The sequence below is a fragment of the Actinoallomurus sp. NPDC050550 genome, assembly GCF_040655075.1.
Classification (GTDB): domain Bacteria; phylum Actinomycetota; class Actinomycetes; order Streptosporangiales; family Streptosporangiaceae; genus Actinoallomurus.
Genome location: NZ_JBFAJC010000002.1, coordinates 207,940 through 230,936, shown reverse-complemented (window position 1 = coordinate 230,936; position 22,997 = coordinate 207,940). Strand labels below are relative to the sequence as shown.

19 protein-coding genes are annotated in these 22,997 nt (G+C 72.0%); 1 reads left to right on the top strand and 18 read right to left on the bottom strand.

From position 1 onward, the window contains the following. Nucleotides 1-2: 2 nt before the first annotated feature. The 18 genes from AB0I04_RS03405 to mraZ form a co-directional block, all read right to left on the bottom strand. Nucleotides 3-1,655, bottom strand: a complete 1,653-nt coding sequence (locus AB0I04_RS03405; RefSeq protein WP_360878221.1) for a hypothetical protein — start codon at nucleotides 1,653-1,655, stop codon at nucleotides 3-5. Between the two features lie 94 nt (nucleotides 1,656-1,749). Beyond that, nucleotides 1,750-2,688: a DivIVA domain-containing protein gene (locus AB0I04_RS03400; RefSeq protein WP_360878219.1), complete on the bottom strand. Its 939-nt coding sequence runs from the start codon at nucleotides 2,686-2,688 to the stop codon at nucleotides 1,750-1,752. Between the two features lie 50 nt (nucleotides 2,689-2,738). Next, on the bottom strand, nucleotides 2,739-3,020 hold the full coding sequence (locus tag AB0I04_RS03395) for a YggT family protein (protein WP_360878811.1): 282 nt from the start codon (nucleotides 3,018-3,020) through the stop codon (nucleotides 2,739-2,741). Nucleotides 3,021-3,041: 21 nt separating this feature from the next. After that, nucleotides 3,042-3,560, bottom strand: a complete 519-nt coding sequence (gene sepF / locus AB0I04_RS03390; protein ID WP_360878216.1) for a cell division protein SepF — start codon at nucleotides 3,558-3,560, stop codon at nucleotides 3,042-3,044. A 101-nt stretch (nucleotides 3,561-3,661) separates the two neighbouring features. Next, complete coding sequence (locus AB0I04_RS03385) at nucleotides 3,662-4,360, bottom strand: YggS family pyridoxal phosphate-dependent enzyme (RefSeq protein WP_360878213.1); 699 nt, start codon at nucleotides 4,358-4,360, stop codon at nucleotides 3,662-3,664. Nucleotides 4,361-4,362: 2 nt separating this feature from the next. Further along, nucleotides 4,363-5,808 carry a cell division protein FtsZ gene (gene ftsZ / locus AB0I04_RS03380; protein WP_360878210.1) on the bottom strand — a complete coding sequence of 482 codons (1,446 nt, stop codon included), beginning with the start codon at nucleotides 5,806-5,808 and terminating at the stop codon, nucleotides 4,363-4,365. Nucleotides 5,809-6,131: 323 nt separating this feature from the next. Next, nucleotides 6,132-6,956 carry an FtsQ-type POTRA domain-containing protein gene (locus tag AB0I04_RS03375; protein WP_360878207.1) on the bottom strand — a complete coding sequence of 275 codons (825 nt, stop codon included), beginning with the start codon at nucleotides 6,954-6,956 and terminating at the stop codon, nucleotides 6,132-6,134. 140 nt (nucleotides 6,957-7,096) lie between these two features. Further along, the gene (gene murC / locus AB0I04_RS03370; protein ID WP_360878204.1) at nucleotides 7,097-8,494 is read right to left on the bottom strand and encodes a UDP-N-acetylmuramate--L-alanine ligase; all 1,398 of its coding nucleotides are present in this window, start codon (nucleotides 8,492-8,494) and stop codon (nucleotides 7,097-7,099) included. After that, nucleotides 8,491-9,582 carry an undecaprenyldiphospho-muramoylpentapeptide beta-N-acetylglucosaminyltransferase gene (gene murG / locus AB0I04_RS03365; protein WP_360878201.1) on the bottom strand — a complete coding sequence of 364 codons (1,092 nt, stop codon included), beginning with the start codon at nucleotides 9,580-9,582 and terminating at the stop codon, nucleotides 8,491-8,493. The genes murC and murG overlap by 4 nt, the downstream gene beginning before the upstream one ends. A 45-nt stretch (nucleotides 9,583-9,627) precedes the next feature. Next, nucleotides 9,628-10,881, bottom strand: coding sequence for a putative lipid II flippase FtsW (ftsW, locus tag AB0I04_RS03360; RefSeq protein WP_360878198.1), 1,254 nt, complete (start codon nucleotides 10,879-10,881; stop codon nucleotides 9,628-9,630). A 250-nt stretch (nucleotides 10,882-11,131) separates the two neighbouring features. Then, on the bottom strand, nucleotides 11,132-12,538 hold the full coding sequence (murD, locus tag AB0I04_RS03355; protein WP_360878195.1) for a UDP-N-acetylmuramoyl-L-alanine--D-glutamate ligase: 1,407 nt from the start codon (nucleotides 12,536-12,538) through the stop codon (nucleotides 11,132-11,134). Continuing rightward, on the bottom strand, nucleotides 12,523-13,581 hold the full coding sequence (gene mraY / locus AB0I04_RS03350; RefSeq protein WP_360878192.1) for a phospho-N-acetylmuramoyl-pentapeptide-transferase: 1,059 nt from the start codon (nucleotides 13,579-13,581) through the stop codon (nucleotides 12,523-12,525). Before mraY ends, murD begins: the two co-directional genes overlap by 16 nt. Further along, nucleotides 13,578-14,975 carry a UDP-N-acetylmuramoyl-tripeptide--D-alanyl-D-alanine ligase gene (gene murF, locus AB0I04_RS03345; protein ID WP_360878189.1) on the bottom strand — a complete coding sequence of 466 codons (1,398 nt, stop codon included), beginning with the start codon at nucleotides 14,973-14,975 and terminating at the stop codon, nucleotides 13,578-13,580. Before murF ends, mraY begins: the two co-directional genes overlap by 4 nt. Nucleotides 14,976-15,086: 111 nt before the next feature. Further along, on the bottom strand, nucleotides 15,087-16,619 hold the full coding sequence (locus AB0I04_RS03340; protein ID WP_360878808.1) for a UDP-N-acetylmuramoyl-L-alanyl-D-glutamate--2,6-diaminopimelate ligase: 1,533 nt from the start codon (nucleotides 16,617-16,619) through the stop codon (nucleotides 15,087-15,089). 47 nt (nucleotides 16,620-16,666) lie between these two features. Then, the gene (locus tag AB0I04_RS03335; protein ID WP_360878186.1) at nucleotides 16,667-18,442 is read right to left on the bottom strand and encodes a penicillin-binding protein 2; all 1,776 of its coding nucleotides are present in this window, start codon (nucleotides 18,440-18,442) and stop codon (nucleotides 16,667-16,669) included. 212 nt (nucleotides 18,443-18,654) lie between these two features. Further along, nucleotides 18,655-19,668 (bottom strand): hypothetical protein, encoded by a 1,014-nt coding sequence (locus AB0I04_RS03330; RefSeq protein WP_360878183.1) that lies wholly within the window; start codon nucleotides 19,666-19,668, stop codon nucleotides 18,655-18,657. Beyond that, nucleotides 19,665-20,732, bottom strand: a complete 1,068-nt coding sequence (gene rsmH, locus AB0I04_RS03325; RefSeq protein WP_360878181.1) for a 16S rRNA (cytosine(1402)-N(4))-methyltransferase RsmH — start codon at nucleotides 20,730-20,732, stop codon at nucleotides 19,665-19,667. The genes AB0I04_RS03330 and rsmH overlap by 4 nt, the downstream gene beginning before the upstream one ends. 326 nt (nucleotides 20,733-21,058) lie before the next feature. After that, the gene (gene mraZ, locus AB0I04_RS03320; protein ID WP_360878178.1) at nucleotides 21,059-21,490 is read right to left on the bottom strand and encodes a division/cell wall cluster transcriptional repressor MraZ; all 432 of its coding nucleotides are present in this window, start codon (nucleotides 21,488-21,490) and stop codon (nucleotides 21,059-21,061) included. A 571-nt stretch (nucleotides 21,491-22,061) separates the two neighbouring features. On the opposite strand from mraZ, the gene AB0I04_RS03315 reads away from it, so the two are divergent. Next, the gene (locus tag AB0I04_RS03315; RefSeq protein ID WP_360878805.1) at nucleotides 22,062-22,997 is read left to right on the top strand and encodes a MoxR family ATPase; all 936 of its coding nucleotides are present in this window, start codon (nucleotides 22,062-22,064) and stop codon (nucleotides 22,995-22,997) included.

Sequence of the window (22,997 nt, the reverse complement as noted above, 5' to 3'; positions counted from 1 at the left end):
GGTCAGTCGTCGTCGGGCTGGCAGACCAGGCAGGGAGTGCAGCCGCGCTCCCGCGCCTCCTCCCGCGGCAGGCTCTCGAGGTCGTCGGCGTCGTCGGCGATGTCCTCGATCAGTGCGCAGTCCGGCCGGTGGTAGCGCTTGGTGCCGCTCAGGATGCGTACGGTCGGGCCGGCTGCGGACTCCGTGTCATCGGCCTCGTCCGCGGGCTCTGCGGGCTTCTCACCGGCCGTCTCGGCGGTGGCGTCCGCCGACGACTCGGCGGCCTCTGCGGCCTCGGTGGGCCGGTCGTCCGCGGTGTCCTCCGGCGCCGGCTCGGTCGCGGCCTCGTCGTCCTCGATGTCCTCGGCGTCCTCGGCGTCCTCGTCCGACGGGGCCGCCTCGGGCTCGGATCCGGCCGTCGCGGTCTCGTCGGCCTCGGTGTCCGGAGCCTGGGTGTCCCGCGCCTGGGCATCGGCATCCGGCGCCTCGGCGTCCGACGACGCGTCCTCGGAGCTGGCGGCCTCGCGCTCGGAGTCGGCGGGCTCGGTGGTCTCACGCGGCGACGCGTCCGCTTCCGCGGCATCCGTCTCGTCGGCGTGCAGATCGTCCTGCGGCTCGGCCGCCTCGGGCTCATCCTCGGCCTGGACCGTGTCGGACTCGACGTCGTCCCGCTCATCGGCGTCCGGGGACGCCGTCTCGGCCTTCGCGGACTCGGGCTCGGCGTGCTCCGGCTCAGGCTCGGCGGCGATGACCTCGTCGGCCCGCTCGTCCGTCGCGGTGGCGTCCGTCGCAGCGGTGTCGCTCTCCGTACGCTCCCGGCTCTCGGTGCGCTCCACGGGCTCGAACAGCGACCGGCCGCGCCGCCTCGATCGCTCGACGAGCGACTCGGAGGCATCGGCCGTGGGGACGGCGCCGGGCTGCTCGGCCGGCTCGACGGTCGTGGTCTCGGCGGCGTCGTGGGCGTCCGTCGCCGACGGCTCGGTCGCCGTGCTCTCGCCGGCCGTGGCCGCGTCGGCCGTGAGGGCCTCTCGCTCCTCGGCGGGCGCATCCCGCGTGACGGGGATGTCGAACCGGGTCACCTCGACCGGATCGAGGGCCGCGCGCTGCGGCCTGGTGTCGGTCGCCGTGGCCGTGCGCTCCTCTGCGGGCCGGTCGTCGGCCGGCTCGATGTCGGTGAGGGCGGCACGCGCGGCGAGCGCCGTGTCGGGCAGGCACGCGGTGCAGGCGGTGAACCCTTCCTCGCGCGCCTCGACGAAGGTGAGCTCCTCCTTGTCGCGCCCCGCGAGCTGGCGGCAGGTCTCCAGGTGGTACCTCTTGCGCCCCGGGACGATCCAGACGGTCGTCTCGGCGGGCACGTCGGCCGGGGACGCGGACGTCGCCGGGACAAGCGGGGCGTCCTCTCCCGCTCCGACTCGTGCCTTGGCCTTGACCGGCCTGGCGGTCGTCCGGCCGGCGGACGTCTTGGCGTTCGCCGGGGCGGTGCCGAACAGCTCCTTGCGGCGCAGGAACACGCCGACGGCGAGGAAGAGGGCGGAGACGATGCTGATCCCGATGGAGATGTAGATCAGCTTCAGCCCGTCAAGACCGAGAATCTCATGCCCGGTGTTACCCGTGACGATGCCCGTCACTAGAAGAGCGATCGCCAGGACGACGAGCACGCCACTCAGGATGATCACACAGGTCTCCCTCTACCGACCGTCGTACCGGAGGTGCGCAGCCACGCTAGCGCAACTTCGGCCGGTTCGGCCGCCTCCAACCGGCTAGATTCACTCAGCGCCGGTCGTGCGGATTGTCGGCGGTGTGAAAGCTCCCGGTGGCCCCGTGCTGAGCGTGCTGCGGCTCGCCCTGCGGCGGCTGCGGGAAGGGGTTCGCTCCGGTGTTGCCCGGTCCGACGCTCGGCTGCCCGTTGCGCGGCACCTCGGGGTGCGGCGGCGGAGGGGGGACGGCGGGCTGCGCCGGCTGCGGGCCCGTGTTGCCCGGTCCGAACGGCCCGGCGTGACTGCCGGCCTCCAGCTCGCGCAGCTGACCCTCGAGATACGCCTTGAGACGGCTGCGGTATTCGCGCTCGAACGCGTTCAGGTCGTCGACCATGCGCTCCAGCTCCTCGCGCTGCTGGACGAGGGAGCCCATGGCCTGGCGGTGGCGCTCCTGCGCGTCGCGCTCGAGCGACTCGGCGCGGGCGCGGGCCTCGCTGACGATCTGCTCGGACTGCCGGCGGGCCTTGCCGAGGATCTCCTCGGCCTCGCGCCGGGCACGCCCCAGCGTCTCGTCGGCCTCGCGACGGGCGTCGGCGATCGCCTGGTCGGCGGTCTGTTGGGCCAGGGCGAGCACGCGCGCGGCGGTGTCCATGTTGTCCTCGCCGGGCGTGGCCATCGGCGGAGGCGGCGGAGGCGCCTGCTGCGGGGCGGGGGGCATGCCGAGACCGCCCATCATCGGCTCGGGCTCGAGTTTGGGCTCCGGCGGCTTGGGCGGCTCAGGCAGATGCGCGATCTCCGGCTTGGGCTCGACGATCGGAGCGGCCATCGCCGGCACCTTGCCGCGAAGGCACTCGGCCAGCTTGGCGCGCAGCTCCTCGTTCTCCTGGATGAGCCGGTCGAGCTCGGCCTCGACTTCGTCGAGGAACGCGTCGACCTCCTCTTCGTCGTAGCCCGGCCGGAGCCGGGTGGTACTGAACTGCTTGTTCCGCACATCCGCGGGTGTCAGCGGCATCTGGTCTCCTTGGCGCGCTTGGAGTCTGTCCCCGAACGGACGGTACCCGATCAGAGTGCCTGGACAATTATGATCAAGAACCAGACCATGAAGAAGAGAACCGTGAAGCTCAGGTCGAGTGCAACGTTACCCAGCCGGACGGAGGGGATGAAACGGCGTAGGAGCTTGAGAGGTGGGTCGGTGACGGTGTATGTGGCCTCCGCCAGCACCAATACCACCCCTCTGGGCCTCCACGACCGGGCGAACGCCTGGAGCGTCTCGAAGACCATCCTGCCGATGAGGAAGAGCAGGAAGAGGTACAGCGGGATGCTCAGGTAACTTCCAAGATTCACGAACACTCTCGCTTGTGACTGTCAGCTCTGATTGAAGAACCCTCGTTCTGCCATACGTGCCTTGTCTTCGGCTGTCACCTCGACGTTGGCTGGGGACAACAGGAACACCTTGTTCGTAACACGCTCGATGCTTCCGTGCAGGCCGAATATGAGACCAGCGGCGAAGTCGACAAGACGCTTCGCGTCGCTGTCGACCATCTCGGTGAGATTCATGATCACCGGGGTCCCCTCCCGGAAGTGCTCTCCGATCGTGCGGGCCTCGTTGTAGGTCCTGGGGTGAAGCGTAGTGATACGAGCGAGGTCGGACACGGCCGACTCCCCAACTGGGGGCCGCCGCTCCGGCCCGAACGGCTTCGGCTCCTCCTCAGCGGGCGCCTGGACTGCGGCGGGCTGGCCTGCGGAATCGTCGGTTCCGCGCTCAGCCCGACGCCGCTCGACGGCTTCGTCGTCGTAGACGTCGTAGTCGTCGTAGTCGTCGTCGTAGCGGTCGTCCTCCACGAGGCCGAGGTAGACCGCCATCTTGCGCATCGCGCTGGCCATACGCCCCCTCCGTCGTCCGCCGACAGGAGAATCCCTGCGGGAAGCTTCCGCTCGCCGATCGTTACGTTTGAACGCGGACGCCAAGGTCCACGGTGGGGACATTACCTGACGATTGCCCGTCGTCCTCCGAGCAACGCCGTACCGACTCGGACGTGTGTCGCACCACACGCGATCGCTTCTTCCATATCGCCGCTCATTCCGGCAGAAATCATGTTCGCCTCGGGGTGAGACTTCTGCACCGCGGCGGCGACGTCGGCCAGCCGGGCGAACGCCCGCGCCGGGTCTCCGCCCAACGGCGCGACCGCCATGACGCCCCCGAGGCTGAGGCCGGGAGCCGAGGCGAGCGCGTCGGCCAGCGCCGGGACTCCGTCGGGACGGATCCCGCCCCGGCCCTCGGCGTCGTCGAGCGCCACCTGGACGAGACAGCGGATCGACCTGTCGGCGCGGACCGCCGCGCGCGACAGCGCCGTCACGAGGCGCTCCCGGTCGATCGAGTGCACGACGTCCGCGTAGGACACCACCGAGCGGGCCTTGTTGGTCTGCACCTGACCGACGAAGTGCCAGGTCAACGGCAAGCCGCGGCATTCGTCCGCCTTGGCGGAGGCCTCCTGGTCGCGGTTCTCGGCGACGTCGGTGATACCGAGCCCGGCCAGCAGGCGCACGTCCGAGGCAGGGAAGGTCTTTGTCACCGCGATGAGCGTGACCTCGTCGGCCGACCGGCCGACGGTGGCGCATGCCTTGGCGACGCGTTCGCGGACCGCCGCGAGGTTCGCGGCCAGTTCGGCTTCGCGGCTCGGCATCACTACTTCAGGAAGTCCGGGACGTCCAGGTCGTCGTCCTCGTCGAAGACGACGGGGCGGCGGCGGACCGGGTCGGTGCCGAGGCGCGCCGCGGTCGGCTCGGTGGCCGGCCGCGGCACCTTAGGGCGCGCCGCCGCCTCGGCGGAGGCCGCACGCGACGTCGTGTCCGCCGGGCCCTCGGCCGACTTGTCGGCCGACGGCTCGGGCTTGGATCCCTCCGCCTTGGACGGGTCCGCCTTCGGCTGGTCCTGCTTCGCCTCGGCCGGCTTGGCCTCTCCCAGGCCGGACTCCCGGTGCGGAGCGGCCGTGCCGGACGGGGCCGAGGCCGGCAGCGGGGCGGGCGTCGGCGCGGGGACCGCGGCGACGCGGGGCGGCGCTGGTGGTGGTGGCGACGGTGGCGTCACCGGGCGTGGCGGGGTCACGTGCGTGGGTGCCACGGCCGGGCGGGCCGGCGGCGACATCCGCTTGGGCTCCGCCTGGGGCGCCGGGGCGTTCTGCGGCCGGATCTCGTCGAAGCCCGCGGCGATCACGGTCACCCGGACCTCGTCGCCCAGGGCGTCGTCGATGACCGCGCCGAAGATGATGTTCGCGTCGGGGGCCGCGGCGTTGGACACGAGCTGCGCGGCCTCGTTGATCTCGAAGAGCCCGAGGTCGGAGCCACCGGAGATCGACAGGAGGACGCCGTGGGCGCCGTCGATGCTGGCCTCCAGCAGCGGGCTGGAGATCGCCATCTCGGCGGCGGCGACCGAGCGGTCGTCCCCGCGCGCGGAGCCGATGCCCATGAGCGCGGAGCCGGCGCCCGACATGACCGACTTCACGTCGGCGAAGTCGAGGTTGATCAGACCCGGCGTGGTGATCAGGTCGGTGATGCCCTGAACACCGGAGAGGAGCACCTGGTCGGCCGCCTTGAACGCGTCGAGCACGCTGACCTGGCGGTCGGAGATCGACAGCAGCCGGTCGTTCGGAATGACGATCAGCGTGTCGACCTCGTCGCGAAGCGTCTCGATGCCGGCCTCGGCCTGCATCGCGCGCCGCTTGCCCTCGAAGCTGAAGGGGCGGGTCACCACGCCGATCGTGAGGGCGCCCAGGGAGCGGGCGATGTTGGCCACCACCGGAGCGCCTCCGGTGCCGGTGCCGCCGCCCTCGCCGGCGGTGACGAAGACCATGTCGGCGCCCTTGAGCACCTCTTCGATCTCCTCGCGGTGGTCCTCGGCGGCCTTCCGCCCGACATCGGGGTTGGCGCCGGCGCCGAGGCCACGGGTGAGCTCGCGGCCGACGTCGAGCTTGACGTCGGCGTCGCTCATCAGCAGCGCCTGGGCATCCGTGTTGATCGCGATGAACTCGACACCCTTGAGCCCCTCTTCGATCATCCGGTTGACGGCGTTGACGCCGCCGCCGCCAATGCCGACGACCTTGATGACCGCCAGGTAATTCTGCGGTGCTGCCACGACGAGGGGCCCTTCCGCTCGCTCTATCGAACCGGCCGGCGTGACACCGCTCCGGTGTTTCTTACTGAAGTCACGTACATCGTTGGGCCGGAACCCTCACCCTCAAGTTGAGACTTAGAGTTATGTCAACCTAGGGCTGATACGGACAGTAGGGGCGGCCCACTGCAGGGTCAACTAACCCGGCCCTGAGCACACCGGCGTGTCGCGCGACACCCCAGACATCCCATTTCATCCGATCCGGTGCGCGCCGTTCCCACCCGTCGCGCGAAGACAAGTGTCCCGCGCCAGAGGATCGTTCGCTACTCGGCCGCTTCCAACCCCCGTCACTTCGTGGTGACGACCTCCGGAGAGCTGACATCGATCGTCGTCACCCCCCGCTGCGGCGACTCGCTCAGCAGGCCGTACAACAGCCGGAGTTTCTCCGGGCCGCGCTCCGGGGCGCCCCAGACCACGGTGACCCCGTCCTGCAGCCGCAGCGTGACCGCCTCCGGCGACATGACCTCCACGCCGACCACCCGCCGCCCGAACCACGAAGGCAGGGCCCGGACGACGGACAGGCCGGCGCGCAGCGCCGGATCGCTCTGCGTGGGATTCGCCACGTCCAGCACCGGCAGCCCCCGCGGGCGGGCCGCGGACGTGAGCACCGTCACCCCGTACCGATCGATCTGGAGGAACCGGTTGTCGCGCTGGGCGACGACGATCGGCGTCCGTTCGCGTACGACGATCCGGACGGTGGTCGGCCACTGCCGCTCCACGCGGGCGGTCTCGACCGCCTGAACCGCCTCCACCCGGTCGCGGACGACGTCGGTGTCGAGCCTGGCCATGGGCTCCCCCACCCGCACCCCCGCCGCGGCGAGCACCTCGCCACGCGGGACGAGCCGCTCCCCCGTGACGTCGATACGCCGGACGACGAGCAGCCGGGATCCCAGCAGGACCCACGTCGCCGTGCCGAGCACCGCCGCGACGAAGAGCCCGACGAACAGGACCTTCCACCGGCTCGTGCGCCGGCGGGACGGCGTCCCGTCCGGCACCTCCGCGCTCGAACCGGATATGTCGGTGCCGGATGAGCCCGTAACTGACGTGCCCGTGCCGGGCATGTCCGTCAAGAAGGGGTCCCCCGCTCCCCGCGACGTGCCGTCGGGGTCCATGGCCGCGCCTCCTCACTCGCTCCAGGCGACGCCGGACGCGCCGCGCGGAACGCCCCGAGGGCCCGCCCGGCACCCGCACTGCCGCCGAGGCCGGGAGCCCGGTGAGCAAGGCGCGACGCGACGCCGCCGGAACCGGTCGCTCAGGCGCCGAGCAGCCGCAGGATCTCCGGACCGAGCCGGGTCACGTCGCCGGCGCCCATGGTGATGATGACGTCCCCAGGAGCCGCCATGGCCGCGACACGCCCGGCCACCGCGCTTTCGTCCGGCTCGTACGTGACGCGCCCGTGTGGGACGGCCTTGGCCACGAGCTCGCCCGTCACCCCGGGGATGGGGTCCTCGCGGGCCGGGTAGACGTCCAGGACGACGGCCTCGTCGGCGAGCCCGAGCGCGGCGCCGAACTCGGTGGCGAAGAACTGCGTGCGGCTGAACAGGTGCGGCTGGAAGACCGCGACGATGCGCCCGCCACCGAGCTCATCGACGTAGTCGCGGGTGGCGCGCAGGTCGGCGGCGAGCTCGGTCGGGTGGTGGGCGTAGCTGTCGAAGACCTTGACGCCCCCGACCTCGCCCTTCGGCTCGAGCCGGCGCCGCGCCCCGCCGAAGCCGGCCAGTCCCTCGGCGACCTTGGCGGCGTCGACGCCCAGCTCGACGGCCACGGCGTACGCCGCCGCGGCGTTCTGGGCATAGTGGCGGCCCGGCACCGCCAGCTCGAACTCCCGCCCCGCCACGGTGAACCGCGAGCCGAGCCCACGGGGGGTGAATCCCTCGACGCGGTAGTCGGCGTCGGCGGCCTCCCCGTACGTCCGCACGGTGAGACCGCGGCGGACGCCGATCTCGCCCAGCGCGCGGGCCCCGGGGTCGTCGGCGCACACGACGAGCAGACCGCCCGTCTCGATCCGCGTGACGAAGTCGGCGAAGGTCTCCTTGACCTTCTCGAATCCGCCATAGTTGTCCAGGTGGTCGGCCTCGACGTTGGTCACGATCGCGGCGTGCGGCGTGAACATGAGGAACGACCCGTCGCTCTCGTCCGCCTCCGCGAGGAACAGGTCACCCGAGCCCTCCCCTGCTCCCAGACCGGTGGTGACGAGCTGGCCGCCGATGCAGTACGACGGGTCAGCCCCGGCGTGCTGCAGGGCGACGGTCAGCATCGACGTGGTCGTGGTCTTGCCGTGGGTGCCGGCCACGGCCACGGCGCGGCGGTCCGCCATCAGCGACGCGAGCGCCGCCGCGCGGTGCAGGACGCGCAGACCGCGCTCGCGTGCGGCGGCCAGCTCAGGGTTCGTCTCGCGGATGGCGGTGGAGACGACCACGGTGGCGGCGTCGCCGACGTGCTCGGCGGCGTGCCCGACGTACGTCGTCGCGCCGAGCTCGCGCAGCTCGGTCAGCAGCTCGGAGTCCCTGGCGTCGCTGCCGGAGACCGGGATGCCGCGGCCCAGCATGATCCGGGCGATCCCGGACATGCCCGCGCCGCCGAGCCCGACGAAGTGGACCTTGCCCAAACGGTCGGCGGAAATGATCTCCACCGGCGTGACGAGAGTCATGACTGGGTTCCTTGGGCGACGACGCGGGCGACCATGCGGGCCAGGGCGACGTCGGCGTCCCGCCGGCCCATGCGGGCGGCGGCCTCGGACATCGTGGCGACCCGCTCGGGCTCGCCGAGGATGGGCAGCACGTTGGCGCGGATCCAGTCGGCGGTCAGCTCGCCGTCCTCGATCAGCAGGCCCCCGCCGCCCTTGACGATCGGCTCGGCGTTGAGCCGCTGCTCGCCGTTGCCGATCGGGAGCGGGACGTACGCCGCGGGCAGGCCCACGGCGGTCAGCTCGCCGCAGGTCATGGCGCCGGCCCGGCACATGGCGAAGTCGGCCGCGGCGTACGCGAGATCCATCCGGTCGCAGTACGGCAGCATGATGTAGGCGGGGTCGTCGGGCGTGAACTCCGGCTCGGCCAGGTTCTTCGGGCCGACGATGTGCAGGATCTGGATGCCGGCCGCCCGCAGCTGCGGCACGGCCTCCCCGACCGCCCGGTTGAGCGAGCGGGCGCCCTGGGAGCCGCCGAAGACCAGCAGCGTCGGCAGATCGGAGCGCAGGCCGAAGTGGGCCCGCGCCTTGTCACCCATGCCGAGCCGGTCGAGGGTGGCGATCTCCCGGCGCAGCGGGATGCCGACGACCTCGGCGTTCGAAAGCGGCGTGTCGGGCGCGGCGACCGCGACGTGGTCGGTGAAGCGGGCGCCGAGGCGGTTGGCCAGGCCCGGCCGCGGGTTCGCCTCGTGCACGATGATGGGGATCTTCCGGCGCCGCGCGGCGAGATAGCCGGGGGTCGCGACGTAGCCGCCGAACCCGACGAGTATGTCGGCCTGCGTGCGGTCGAGGATGGCGGCCGCCGCGTTGATCGCGCCGGCGAGGCGGCCGGGCACCGTCAGCAGCCGGGGCGTGAGGGTGCGGGGCAGCGGCACCGGGGGGATCAGGGCGAGCTCATAGCCCCGTTGGGGCACGAGACGGGTCTCCAGGCCCCGCTCGGTGCCCAGGCAGGTCACCTGCACGCCGGGGTCCTCCCGGCGCAACGCGTCGGCAAGGGCCAGGGCGGGTTCGATGTGTCCGGCTGTGCCACCACCGGCCAGGACAACCCTCATGCTCGCGCTCCTGATCATTCTCGCTCCGTCACGGGTTCGACACCCTCAGCGCTTTGCCAGGCCCAGCCAGCTTAGAGCCATTACGGCCGGTCCCGGACCACGTGCGGCGAGGGCCTGCCGGGCACCGGGCTCGCGTTTCGCGAACGACAGCAGCATGCCCAGCACGAACAACGTCGGGATGAGGGCGGACCCACCGTACGACACCAGCGGCAGCGGAATGCCGGTAATGGGCAGGACGCCGATCACCGCGCCGATGTTGATGATGGCCTGGACGATCAGCCAGGCGGTCCCCCCGGCCGCGGCCAGCCGCATGAAGGGATCCTTGACCCGGCGGGCGATCCGCAGCCCCGCGTACGCCAGCAGGCCGAACAGCCCGAGGACGATGAGAGTGCCGATCAGGCCGAGTTCCTCGCCGATGATGGCGAAGATGAAGTCGGTCTCCGGGTGCGGCAGGTAGTTCCACTTCGCCCGGCCCTCGCCGAGGCCGGTGCCGAGCAGCCCGCCCGAGGCGATGGCGTAGAGCCCCTGGATCCCCTGATAGTTGATGGTCAGCTGGTTGCCGGACTGGTCGAGGAAGCCGGTCAGCCGCGTCATGCGGTACGGCTCGACGACGATGAGGATGGCGACCAGGACGCTGGTCACGCCGGCCATGCCGACGAACAGCCGGCCCGGCGCGCCCACGACCCACAGCAGCGACAGGAAGATCGTCAGCAGTACCACGGTGGTGCCGAGGTCGCTGCCGAGCATGACGAACAGCACGAGGACGCCGGCGCCCGGCAGGAGGGGGATCAGCAGCTGCCGCCAGTCGGTGAGCTGCCGCAGCTTCTCCTTGCGGGCCAGCAGGTCGGCGCCCCACAGCACCAGGGCCAGCTTGGCCGGCTCCGACGGCTGCAGCTGGAAGGGTCCACCGAAGCTGATCCAGCGCTGCGCGCCGTTGACGCTCTGCCCGAGACCGGGCAGGAGGGCCACGGCGAGGGCCAGCGCCGACAGCAGCAGCAGCGGGTAGGCGATCGTGCGGAACACCTTGGGAGGCAGCCGCGCGGCGATCCACATCAGCGGCAGGCCGATGCCGACCCACAGCGCCTGCCTCTCGAACAGGCTGAAGGCCGACCCGGTGTCCTGGTACTGCTTGATGCTCGACGCCGACAGCACCATGACCATGCCGAGCGCGAGCAGCAGCAGGGAGCTGCCGAGCACCAGGTAGTAGGAGGTGAGCGGGCGGTCGAACAGGCCGGCCACGCCGGACGCCCAGGCGCGCGGCCCCGACCGCGGCTCCTCCTCGTCGTAGACCGCGCTCACGGTCGGCTCACCCTCCTCAGAGACCCGGCGCGCCGCTCATCCCGAGTGCTCCCCGAACCGTCGTCGGCCCCGCTCACGATCGGCTCACCCTCCTCAGAGACCCGGCGCGCCGCTCGCCCCGAGTGCTCCCCGAACCGTCGTCGGCCCCGCTCACGATCGAAATCACGCCCCTCGGAAACCCGGCCCGCGGCTCACCCCCGGAGCCACCGGCCACGGTCGGCTCACTCTGCTCGGAACCCCACCGCGCCGCTCAGCCCGGGAGCCGGCGGACGGCCGCGGCGAACGCCTCGCCGCGCGCCGGATAGCCGGTGAACATGTCGAACGACGCCCCGACGGGCGCGAGCAGGACGGTGTCTCCCGGCCGGGCCAGGCGGGCCGCCGCGGCCACGATGCGATCCATGGCACCAGTGTCGGTGTCGGCGACGTCCACGACCGGGACATCCGGGGCGTGTCGCGCGAGTGCCTCGGCGATCCGTCCGCGTTCGGCGCCCATGAGGACGACGCCTCGGAGCCGCTCGGCGCACGAGAGCACGAGCTCGTCCACGTCGGCGCCCTTGAGGAGCCCGCCGGCGATCCACACGATGGAGCGGAACGCCGCCAGGGAGGCCGCCGCCGCGTGCGGGTTGGTCGCCTTGGAATCGTTGACGTAGTCGACGTCGTCCACGGTCGCGATGTGCTCGATGCGGTGCGGGTCGGGCCGGAACCGCCGCAGTCCGTCGCCGACCGCCTCGGGCGGCACGCCGTACGCGCGGGCCAGCGCGGCGGCGGCGAGGGCGTTGGCGACGTTGTGCGGGGCGAACGGCCGGACGTCGGAGAGCTCGGCCAGCTCCGCCGCCTCGCGTACGGGGTCGGCGGTGAAGGCCCGGTCGACGAGGAGGTCCTCGACGACGCCGAGCCGGCCGGGACTGGGCACGCCGAGCGTGAAGCCGACGGAGCGCTCGGCGCGCTCCCCGAGGCGTACGGACCACTCGTCGTCGGCGTTGACCACCGCGAGCGTGCCGGGACCGAAGATCCTGCCCTTGGCGGCGGCGTACTCCTCGAGGGAGCCGTGCCAGTCGATGTGGTCGGGCGCGACGTTGAGCACGGTCGCGGCGAGCGGGCGGAGCGAGCTCGACCAGTGCAGCTGGAAGCTGGACAGCTCCACGGCCAGCACGTCGTACGGCTCCGGGCCCGCGCCGTCGGCGCCGGCGACGATCTCGACGATGGGGGTGCCGACGTTGCCGACCGCGATCGTCCGGTGGCCCGCGGCCTCGAGCATCTGCGCCAGCATGCGCACGACGGTGGTCTTGCCGTCGGTGCCGGTGATGGCCAGCCAGGGCGGGGCGTCCGGGCCGCGCAGCCGCCAGGCCAGCTCGACCTCGCCGATGACCTCGACGCCGGCCTTGGCGGCGGTCTCGAGCAGCGGGGCCGTGGGACGCCAGCCCGGCGAGGTGACGACCAGCTCGGTCTCCGGCGGCAGGGTGTCGCCGTCGCCCAGGCGCGTCGTGACGCCCGGCAGGGCGGCGTCGGCGCGCAGGGCGTCGTCGTCGCGGGCGTCGACGAGCGTGACGTGGGCACCGCGGGCGGCCAGGACGCGGGCGGCGGCGCGGCCGGACAGGCCGGCGCCCGCCACGCACACCCGCAGGCCGTTCCAGGCGGTCATCAGTTCGGCATCCATTCGAGGTAGAACAGCGACAGGCCCGCCCCCACGCACAACAGGGAGATCAGCCAGAACCGCACCACGATCGTCGTCTCGGCCCAGCCGGACAGCTCGAAGTGGTGCTGCAGCGGCGCCATCTTGAAGACGCGTTTCCTGGTCAGCTTGAACGACCCGACCTGGATGATCACCGACAGTGTGATGAGGACCGGCAGCCCGCCGAGGATGATGAACAGCAGCTCGGTGCGGGTCATCACGGCCAGCCCGACGATCACGCCGCCGAGGCCGAGCGAGCCGGTGTCACCCATGAAGATCCGGGCCGGCGGGGCGTTCCACCACAGGAAGCCGACGAGGGCGCCCAGCACCGCAGACGCGACGACGGCCAGGTCGAGCGGGTCGCGGACGGTGTAGCAGTTCGGCGCGAGCCCGACGTAGAAGCAGCTGTTGCGCAGCTGCCAGTTGCCGATCAGGACGTACGCGCCGAGGATCGTGCCGACCGCGCCGCCGGCCAGACCGTCGAGGCCGTCGGTGAGGTTCACCGCGTTGGACGTGCCCGCGATCATGACCAGTGCCCAGATCACGAACAGGTACGGGCCGATCGGGGGGCCGAAGTCGCGCAGGAACGACAGGTACGGCATGGCCGGCGGGGCACCGTACGCGTTGGGGAAGCGCAGCGCCAGGACCGCGAACACGACGCCGACGATGATGATGCCGATCATCTTGGCGCCGCTGCGCAGGCCCAGGCTGCGCTGTTTGAACACCTTGATGTAGTCGTCGACGAACCCGACCATGCCGAGGCCGGTCATCAGGAACAGCACGAGCACGCCGGACACCGTGGGCGGCGTGGCCGTGACCGCGTGGGCGACGAAGTAACCGATGAGCGCGGCGACGATGAACACGGTGCCGCCCATCGTGGGCGTGCCCCGCTTGCTCAGGTGCGCCTCGGGCCCCTCCTCGCGGATCATCTGGCCGTACCCGAGACGGCGGACCACGCGGATCCACACGGGCGTGCCGAGGAGTCCGAGGATCAGGGACAGGGCCGACGCGACCAGGATGGTCCTCACGCCTCATGCCCCCCTTCGGACATCTCCACCACTGCCTGGGCGACCTTCTCCAGCCCGGCGACGCGCGAGCCCTTCACCAGCACGACGTCACCCGGCCGCAGTCTCTCGCCCAACGCGGCCACCGCCGTGTCGGCATCCTCGACCCGCACGCCTTCTCCCGTCCATGACCCCACTTGTCCAGCACCTTCCAGCACGGACGCGGCGGTCTCGCCGACCGCGATCAGGCCCGCCAGGCCGCCCCGCGCCGCGTGGACACCGATCCTCTCGTGCTCACTCACCGTGGTCGCACCCAGCTCCGCCATTTCGCCGAGCACGGCGAAGGCGCGCCGACCGCGGGCCATGTGGACGAGGGTGTCCAGCGCCGACCGTACCGACTCCGGGTTGGCGTTGTATGCGTCGTTGATCACGGTGACGCCGTCGGGGCGCTCGGTCACCTCCATCCGCCAGCGGCTCGCCGGAGTCGCCTCCGACAGCGCCTCGGCGATGTCCGCGACCGGCATGCCGAGCTCGTGCGCGACGGCGGCCGCGGCGAGGGCGTTGCTCACCGTGTGCGCGCCGTACAGGCGCAGCGCGACGTCGGCCGAGCCCTTCGGGGTGACCAGGGTGAACCGCGGGCGGCCCGCGTCGTCGAGGGACTCGGCCGTGGCCCGCACGTCCGCCTCCGGCACCCGCCCGAACAGCATGATCCGCGCCGAGGTGCGGGCGGCCATCGCCCGGACGAGCGGATCGTCGGCGTTAAGGACGGCCACGCCCTCGGGCGACAGCGCCTCGACGAGCTCGCCCTTGGCCTCGGCGACGACCTCACGGCTGCCGAACTCCCCGATGTGGGCGCTGCCGACGTTGAGGACGACGCCGATGTCCGGGGGCGCGACGTGCGCGAGATGGGCGATGTGCCCGATCCCCCGCGCGCCCATCTCCAGGACGAGGTAGCGCGTGCTCTCGTCGGCGCGCAGCACGGTGAGCGGGTGGCCGATCTCGTTGTTGAACGACCCGGGCGGCGCGACGGCCGTGCCGAGCCGGCCGGTGAGCCACGCCATCAGGTCCTTGGTCGAGGTCTTACCCGCCGATCCTGTGACGCCGATCACGGTGGTGCCGGGGAGCCGGTCCACCACCGCGCGGGCGAGCGCGCTCAGGGCGGTCAGGACGTCATCGACGACGATCGCGGGAACGCCGACGGGCCGCTCGGCGAGCACGGCCGCCGCGCCCGCCTCGACCGCCTGGGCGGCGAAGTCGTGCCCGTCCGCGTGCTCGCCCTGGAACGCCACGAACAGCGCCCCGGGCTCGGCCTTGCGCGAGTCGATGACGACCGGACCGCTCACGACCTCCTCAGGGGACGCACCGTCCATCCTCCCCCGGGTGATCTCCGCGATCCTCGCGAGCGAGAGTGGGATCAAGTCTGCTCCTTGCCGGATGTCCGAATGGTCGATTGCGGGGGCATACCACCGTGCGTCGCATACGCGAGCGAGGCGTACCGCGGCCGCCGGTCGTCGGCGCGCCGCGCGCGCTCAGTGGTCATCTCGTCTCTCCCGGCGCTCGCGCAGGACGCGGCGCAGGACCTCGCGGTCGTCGAACGGGAGGACCGCACCGCCGACATACTGCCCCTGTTCATGACCTTTGCCGGCGATGACGACGACGTCGCCGTGCCGGGCCCGGTCGGCCGCGAGGGCGATCGCCGCCGCCCGGTCGGGCTCCACGACGACGTGGGCCCGGTCGTTCTCCGGCACGGTGAGTATCCCCCCGACCATAGCGTTGAGGATGGCCCAGGGGTCCTCAGACCGCGGGTTGTCGTTCGTCAGGATGACGACGTCGGCGAGGCGTGCCGCGAGTTGTCCCATAACGGGGCGTTTTCCGGTGTCCCGGTCACCGCCGGAGCCGAGCACGATGATCAGCCGTCCGTCGTCGGCGGCGAGCGGCCGCAGGGTCTCCAGGACCGCCTGGACGGCTCCGGGCTTGTGGGCGTAGTCGACGAGGGCGGCGAAGTCCTGGCCCTCGTCGACGCGCTCCAGCCGGCCGGGGACCCCGGCCACGCCGGCGACGCCCCGCACCGCGAGCTGCAGGGAGATCCCCGACTCGACCAGCGCCACGATCACGCCGAGCGCGTTGGCGACGTTGAAGGGTCCGGGCAGCGGCACGCTCGCCTCGGCCTCCACCCCGCCGGGGCCGACCACCCGGAAGTCGCTGCCGTCCGGCCGCAGCCGCACGTCCTCCGCCCGCCAGTCCGCGCCCGGGTCGCCGTCCGCGGAGAATGTCGTGACCGGGATCTTCGCGACCTGGGTGAGCCGCCGGCCCCAGGAGTCGTCGACGTTCACGACGCCGATCCGGGAGTACTCCGGGGTGAACAGCAGCGCCTTGGCGGCGAAGTAGTCCTCCATCGTCGGGTGGTAGTCCAGGTGGTCCTGGGAGAGGTTCGTGAAGATCGAAACCTCGTAGTAGGCACCGCCCACCCGGCCGAAGTCCAGGGCGTGGCTGGAGACCTCCATGGCCGCCGCCGTCACGCCGCACTCGCGCATCAGGGCGAACAGGCCGTGCAGGTCGGTCGCCTCCGGCGTCGTCAGCGCGCTCGGCAGCACCTCGCCGCCGACGCGGATCTCGATCCCGCCGACCAGGCCCGTCTCGTGCCCTGCGGCCCGCAGCCCCGCCTCCAGCAGGAACGTCGTGGTCGACTTGCCGCTTGTACCGGTGACGCCCAGCAGCGTCAGGTCGCGCACCGGATCGCCGTACACCCAGGAGGCCACGCGGCCGAGCACCGCGCGCGGGTCGTCCACGACGAGCACTGGCAGCCCCGACTTCTCGGCCCGGATCCGGCCCTCGCGGTCGGTGAGGATCCCGGTGGCACCCGCCTCTGCGGCCTGCGCCGCGAACACGGCGCCGTGGAAGCGGCTGCCCGGAAGCGCGGCGTACAGGTCGCCCGGCAGGACCTTCCGGGAGTCGTGCGTGACACCGGTGACCATTCCCCGCAGCGGCTCGCTCCCCTCGCTCAGGCCGAGGAGGGAGGCGAGCCCGGACAGCGGGCGGGCGGGAACTGTCTTGGGTCGCATGAGATCGGGATCGGGTCTGTTGGACACGGCGGAGAGGGTACCGTCGGTCAGCGCTGGTCTGGGGAGATACGGATCTTCTGGGCCCGGCCCGAGCTCGGCGGGATGCGCCGGCTCTGCAGGGCGAAGCTCATGACGTCCTTGAACACCGGAGCCGCCACCTCACCACCGTAGTAGCCGTTCTGCGGCTTCTGCAGCACGACCTCGACGACGAGCTGTGGGTTCTCCGCCGGAGCGAAGCCCACGAAGGTGGAGGTGTAGCCGCCGCCCTGGTAGCAACCACAGCTCGGGTTGATCCGCTGGGCGGTGCCGGTCTTGCCCGCGACCCGGTAGCCGGGGATCTGCGCGGCGGGCGCCGTGCCCTCCTTGGTGGTGACCCCTTCGAGCATCTTGGTGAGCTCGGCGGCGGTGGTCGCGCTGATGACCCGGCGCTGCACCGGCTTGGCGGCGGGCGTGATGTTGCCGTGGTCGTCCGTCGTGCCGGAGATCACGTTGGGGGTCACCCGGACCCCGTGGTTGGCGATCGTGGAGTAGACGCTGGCGACCTGCAGCGCGTTGACCGACACGCCCTGCCCGAACGCGATCGGGTAGCGGTCGGTGCCCCACCACTGGTTCGGCGGCTTGAGCAGGCCGGGGTTCTCGCCCGGCAGGCCGACGCCGGTCTCCTGGGCGTACCCGAAGGCGCGCATGTACTGGTAGAGCTGCGCCTCGGTCAGCCTCTCGCTGGCCATGATGGTGCCGACGTTGCTTGACTTGGCGAGGACGCCGCCGAAGGTGAGGCTCTCGGCCGGATGCGTCTCGGAGTCGTGGAAGGTCCGGTCGAGCCTCGTGATGTGGTCGGGCACGGAGAACACGGTGTCGGGCGTCACGTGCCCGACCTCCAGCGCCGCCGCCGCGGTGACCACCTTGCTGGTGCTGCCCGGCTCGAACCCCTCGCCGACCGCCCGGTCGCCCCAGTCGTCGGGCTTCCACTTCCAGTATGTGGACGGGTCGAAGGTCGGCGCCGTCGCCATGGCGAGGACCTGCCCCGTCCGCGGATCCATGACGATGGCGGTGCCGCTCTGCGCCTTGGTCGCCTTGACCTGGCGGGCGATCGCGTCCTGGGCCTTCCACTGGATGTCCTGGTCGAGGGTGAGGCGCAGGCCCTTGCCGGGGATCGGCTTGCTCTGCTGGTCCTCGCCCATGGGGATGCGCTGGCCCTTCTCGCTCACCTCGACCTTCTGCCAGCCGCTGCGCCCCTTGAGCAGCTTGTTCATGCTGGACTCCAGGCCCGCGGCACCGTCGTTCTGGGTGTTGACGAAGCCGACGACGTTGGCGGCGAGATCGCCGCCCGGATAGTCCCGGCGGTACTCCTGGAGCGTGCCGATCCCCGTGAAGTCCATCGCGGTCACCATGCGGGCGCGGTCGGGCGGCACGTGGTGGATCAGCTCCCGGTAGTGGTCCATCTTCGTCCGGGGGGTCAGCTTCTGCAGCAGCGTCGCGGGGTTCAGGCCGAACATCGACGCGAGCGTCGTGGCGATCTTGTTCCGGATGTTCGTCCGGTGCTTCTGCTCGTACTGCTGGATCAGCGACGGGTCGGCGTAGATCACCCGGGCGTCGACGGTCATCGCCAGCGGCTGCCCGCCGGTGAAGGTGATGGACCCGCGGACCGCCGGCAGGTCGATCCGGTTCAGCCGCTGCCGCACGGCCGCCTCGGCGTAGCCCTTGGACTCGATGCCCTGCAGCTGGACGAGACGCCCGGCGAACAGCGACAGCACGAACGCGACGAGCAGCAGGCCGACGTTCAGTCGCTTGACCGGATCACGGCGGGTGATCCGGCGCCGCAAGAGCGCGCGGGGCCGCCGCCGCGGCGCCGCCGGCGGACGGCCGCGGGCGCGCCGGGCGGACTGCGCCGAACCGGCGGCCCCCCGCGAGCCCGAACGCGCCGATGACGCCTGGCCGCGACCGCCCTGGCCGCGACCGGCCTGCCCGGGACCGCTCGAGCGGCGCGGGCCTCCGGGCGGTGAGGGTGCGGCCGGTCCGCGGCCGCGGCGCGAGGTCACCGCGTGCCGCCTCCGGTCGTACGTGGCGCCGTCTTCGAATGCGGAGCCGTGCCGGTGTTCCGGCGCGGCGCCGTGGTGGTCCGGCGCGGGGGCGTGGGATCGGCCGGGGGCACGAGCGCGCCGGGCGCGCCGGTGACGGCACCGGCCGCCGCGGCGGCCACCGCGGCATCGGACACGCCCTGAGGGCGGGCGCCGCCTTCGATCAGCCGTCCCGTGCGGGGGTCGATGAAGGCCGGGCCCTGCGGGTCCTTCATGTTCAGTCCGAGGGCCTTCCGGTGCAGCACCTCCGGATCGCTCTCCCGGGCAATGTCGGCCTGGAGCGCCTGCTTGCGCTCGGCCAGCTGCCGGTTGTCGCGCTGCAGCTCGCTGAGCGTGAAGGCGTCCTGTGCCAGGACGGTGTTCAGCAGCAGGAGGCTGACGAGGGCTCCACCGAGCAGGCCCACGATGAGCAGGACGAACGGCGCGCGGCCGCGCGGCGGCGCGGGCTCTCGTGACACCCGCGGGCGGGTCGCGGCGCCGCTCCCGGCGGTCCGGCGCGTCGGCGTCCCGGTCGCCGTCCGGGCCTTCGTCGCCGTGGCGCCCGACGCCGGCGTCGCGGACTTCCGGCCCGCCGATGCGCCGGTCCTCCCGGCCGCGGCGCCGGCCGCCTTCGCCGAGGCGGGGCGGCGCGCGGTGGCCGTGCCGGTGGCCGCCGACCGCGAGGCCTCCTTGGCACCGCCGGTCCGCGGCCTGCCGCGCTTGGCCGCGCCGGTGTCGGCCGTCCCCCGCGCGGCGGCGCGGCCGCCGGTCCCGGAACCCTTGGACGTCCTGCCGCCCTGCGTCTCCTTGGGGGCGCCCTTTGGGGCTTCCTTGGCACCCGACGCGCTCTTTGGAGCCGCCCTGGAACGCTTTTCGCGCGGCGGATCCGCCCGGTCCTTCGTCGGGATATCGGTGTCGTTCGCGGCGCGCGTGGACGCCTCCTCGCGCCGGAGGCGGCGCCGCCGGGTCTCCGGTGGAGTCGTGATGGTCATGCGATGCCTCCTGCTCCACTCCGCCCGCTCGGCGGCTCTTCACCGAGGGGCATCGCGCCGATGCCTCGCGGACGTCGCTCCTCCCGGATCCGCTCGGCGGCGCGCAGGCGTGCCGAGGCGGCTCTGGGGTTGGTCTCGGTCTCCTCGTCGGACGGCTGCTCCGCGCCCCGGGTGAGGAGACGGAACCGGGGCTGCAGCTCCGGCAGCGGCACCGGCAGGTCCGGCGGGGTGGTGTCGGTCGTGCGCGCGGCCAGCGCGCGCTTGACGATCCGGTCCTCCAGCGAGTGGTAGGACAGGACGGCGATGCGGCCGCCGAGGGCCAGGACGTCGAGCGCGGCGGGCACCGCGCGCTCGAGCGCGGCGAGCTCGCCGTTCACCTCCATGCGCAGTGCCTGGAAGGTGCGCTTGCCCGGGTGGCCTCCCGTACGACGCGAGGCGGCGGGAATGGCACCGCGGACGACGTCGACGAGGCGGGCCGTCGACGTGAGCGGGGCGCGCCCCCGCTCACGGACGATCGCCTCGGCGACGCGCCGCGCGAACCGCTCCTCGCCGTAGTCGCGCAGGATGCGCGTCAGGTCGGCGACCGAGTAGGTGTTGACCACCTCTTCGGCGGTGAGCCGCTGGGTGCGGTCCATCCGCATGTCGAGCGGCGCGTCGTAGGAGTAGGCGAAGCCGCGCTCGGCCTCGTCCAGTTGCGGGGACGAGACCCCGAGGTCGAACAGGACGGCGTGCACCCGGCGGACGCCGAGCTCGTCCAGGACGCGGGGCAACTCGTCGTAGACGGCGTGCGCGAGCGCGAACCGGCCGGCGTACGGCTCGAGCCGCTGCCGGGACCGCTCCAGCGCCGTCGTGTCGCGGTCGAGCCCGATGAGGCGCGCCCGCGGGTGCGCGGCGAGCACGGCGGCGGCGTGTCCGGCGAGGCCGAGGGTGGCGTCGACGTAGATCGCGTCCTCATCGGAGGGCACCGACAGGGCCGGAGCGAGCAGCGCCAGGATCCGGTCGAGCATGACCGGAACATGGCCCTGCGCGCGCGAACCCTCCTCGCGCTCATCGTCGCCGTGCATGAAAAACCCCCTCAGGACGCCACTGCTCGCGGACAGCGCTGAAACCGCGCCCGCTGTCGCCCGTCGCCCCTGAGAGAGAACAGATCAGGAATGATGTAGGCGGCCGGTGTGGCCGTCTGCCCCGTGGAAGACGCCACCCCTCCTGCTCGGCGGCTCACCGCTCAATGGCTTACGCCGGCCCCCGTCGGATTTCGTCCGGCCAGGTCCCCATCCGCTGCTCCGTGAGGAAGAGTCGTGCAACGGCCATCTGGCACCGGGGAAGGTGCGCCAGCTGGGAGCGGGTGGAGACCTCGCCGAACGGATATCCGATCACCGGCGATGGTGCGTCAAAGAATCCCTGGCAGCACCTCCTCCGACAGGTCGGAGAACTGCTGCTCCTGGTCGTCCAGGTAGGTCTCCCACGCGGAGGCGTCCCAGATCTCCAAGCGCGTGTTGGCCCCGATGACGGCGCAGTCGCGGGTCAGGCCCGCGTAGCGTCGAAGCGCTTGCGGAATGGTGATCCGGCCCTGCTTGTCGGGGACCTCGTCTGAGGCACTGGCGAAGAAGACCCGGCTGTAGTCCCGCACTGCCTTGGCGGTGACCGGTGCGGTGCGAAGCGCCTCGGTGATGCGCTGGAACTCGGCCTCAGGGAAGACGTAGAGGCAGCGTTCCTGGCCCTTCGTGATCACCAATCCCCCTGACAGCTCCTCGCGGTACTTCGCCGGCAGGAACAGTCGTCCCTTGTCGTCCAGGCGCGGTGAGTGAGTGCCGAGGAACATCGGCCCCCACCTCCCGCATCGCGGAGGGTCGTACACCGTCCCCCACGGCGCCCCACTGTACTCCACTCTCCTCCACGGTCAACGACCAAAACACCGGTCACACGGCATCTCGCCGCGCGAATGGCCTGGTCAGAAGTGGGCGCCGTCGTGGGGTGTCAGAGGGGCCGTCAGAGCCGACGGGCGCGCCGGTTCGGACCGCCTGTCGGGCCTCCGGAGGGCGTCCGGAGGCGGTGGTGGGGGGAAGTGGAGGAGAAGTTGAGGAACGGAGGGAACACGGCCGGAAGAGCCGAGGGAACGCGGCCCGTCACCCGGAGGGTGGAGCGGAGGGAACACGGCCCGTCACCGGCGACGACGCGGGCCGCTCCGGCACCCCCAAGACATCGCCGTGAATGGGCCTGACGACGTACTGTCAGTACCACACGGAATTGGTATGACCCAGTTACAGATGACATATCGGGTGAGTGCCCGTCCGCGGGCGGTGGAGCGGCAATCCGCGCTCGCCGTTCGGGTGGCCGAGGAGGGGTAAGTGTCAGTGACCACGCACGACGGTGTAGACGGCGGACTAGACGGGCTGGGCCAGATCTCGAAGAAGATCCTCGCGGCCATCGAGTCCGTCATCGAGGGGAAGCCCGACGTCGTACGGCTCGCGCTGACCGTCCTCCTCGCCGAGGGTCACCTACTCATCGAGGACGTCCCAGGTGTCGGCAAGACGATGCTGGCGAAGGCGCTCGCCCGGTCGATCGACTGCTCCGTGCGACGGGTCCAGTTCACGCCCGACCTGCTGCCCAGCGACGTCACCGGGGTCAGCGCCTACAACCAGGAGAGCCGGGAGTTCGAGTTCAAGCCTGGGCCGGTGTTCGCGAACATCGTCGTCGGCGACGAGATCAACCGGGCCTCGCCGAAGACGCAGTCCGCGCTGCTCGAGTGCATGGAGGAGCGGCAGGTCACGGTGGACGGCCACACCCACACGCTGGACGCCCCCTTCATGGTCATCGCCACCCAGAACCCCGTCGAGATGGAGGGGACCTACCCTCTTCCGGAGGCGCAGCGGGACCGGTTCACCGCCCGGATCGCGATGGGATATCCCGAACCCGGCGCGGAACTGGAGATGCTCGACGTGCACGGCGGGCCGTCGCCGCTGGACCGGCTCCAGCCGGTCGCGCACGCCGCCGACGTCCGCTCGATGATCGAGGTCGTCCGCAGGGTGCACGTCGCCCCCACGCTGCGCTCGTACGCCATCTCCCTGGTCACGGCCACCCGGGAGCATCCCGAACTGCGCCTGGGCGCCTCGCCCCGGGCCACGCTCCAGCTCGTCCGCGCCGCCCGCGCCTACGCCGCCCTCGACGAACGGGAGTACGTCCTCCCCGACGACCTGCAGCGCCTCGCGGTCCCCGTCCTCGCCCACCGGCTGCTGCCGACGGCCGACGCACAGGTCCAGCGCCGCGCTCCCGAGCAGGTCGTCGCCGAACTGGTCCAGCGCGTCCCGGTCCCCAGCCACCGGCGCTGA

Bases quoted from the DNA above. Each gene is read 5' to 3' on its own strand.
- AB0I04_RS03400 (WP_360878219.1), bottom strand. From the start codon at position 2,688: ATGCCGCTGACACCCGCGGATGTGCGGAACAAGCAGTTCAGTACCACC.
- sepF (WP_360878216.1), bottom strand. From the start codon at position 3,560: ATGGCCAGCGCGATGCGCAAGATGGCGGTCTACCTCGGCCTCGTGGAG.
- AB0I04_RS03385 (WP_360878213.1), bottom strand. From the start codon at position 4,360: ATGCCGAGCCGCGAAGCCGAACTGGCCGCGAACCTCGCGGCGGTCCGC.
- AB0I04_RS03375 (WP_360878207.1), bottom strand. From the start codon at position 6,956: ATGGACCCCGACGGCACGTCGCGGGGAGCGGGGGACCCCTTCTTGACG.
- murC (WP_360878204.1), bottom strand. From the start codon at position 8,494: ATGACTCTCGTCACGCCGGTGGAGATCATTTCCGCCGACCGTTTGGGC.
- murG (WP_360878201.1), bottom strand. From the start codon at position 9,582: ATGAGGGTTGTCCTGGCCGGTGGTGGCACAGCCGGACACATCGAACCC.
- murD (WP_360878195.1), bottom strand. From the start codon at position 12,538: ATGGATGCCGAACTGATGACCGCCTGGAACGGCCTGCGGGTGTGCGTG.
- AB0I04_RS03340 (WP_360878808.1), bottom strand. From the start codon at position 16,619: ATGCGACCCAAGACAGTTCCCGCCCGCCCGCTGTCCGGGCTCGCCTCC.
- AB0I04_RS03330 (WP_360878183.1), bottom strand. From the start codon at position 19,668: ATGACCATCACGACTCCACCGGAGACCCGGCGGCGCCGCCTCCGGCGC.
- rsmH (WP_360878181.1), bottom strand. From the start codon at position 20,732: ATGCACGGCGACGATGAGCGCGAGGAGGGTTCGCGCGCGCAGGGCCAT.
- mraZ (WP_360878178.1), bottom strand. From the start codon at position 21,490: ATGTTCCTCGGCACTCACTCACCGCGCCTGGACGACAAGGGACGACTG.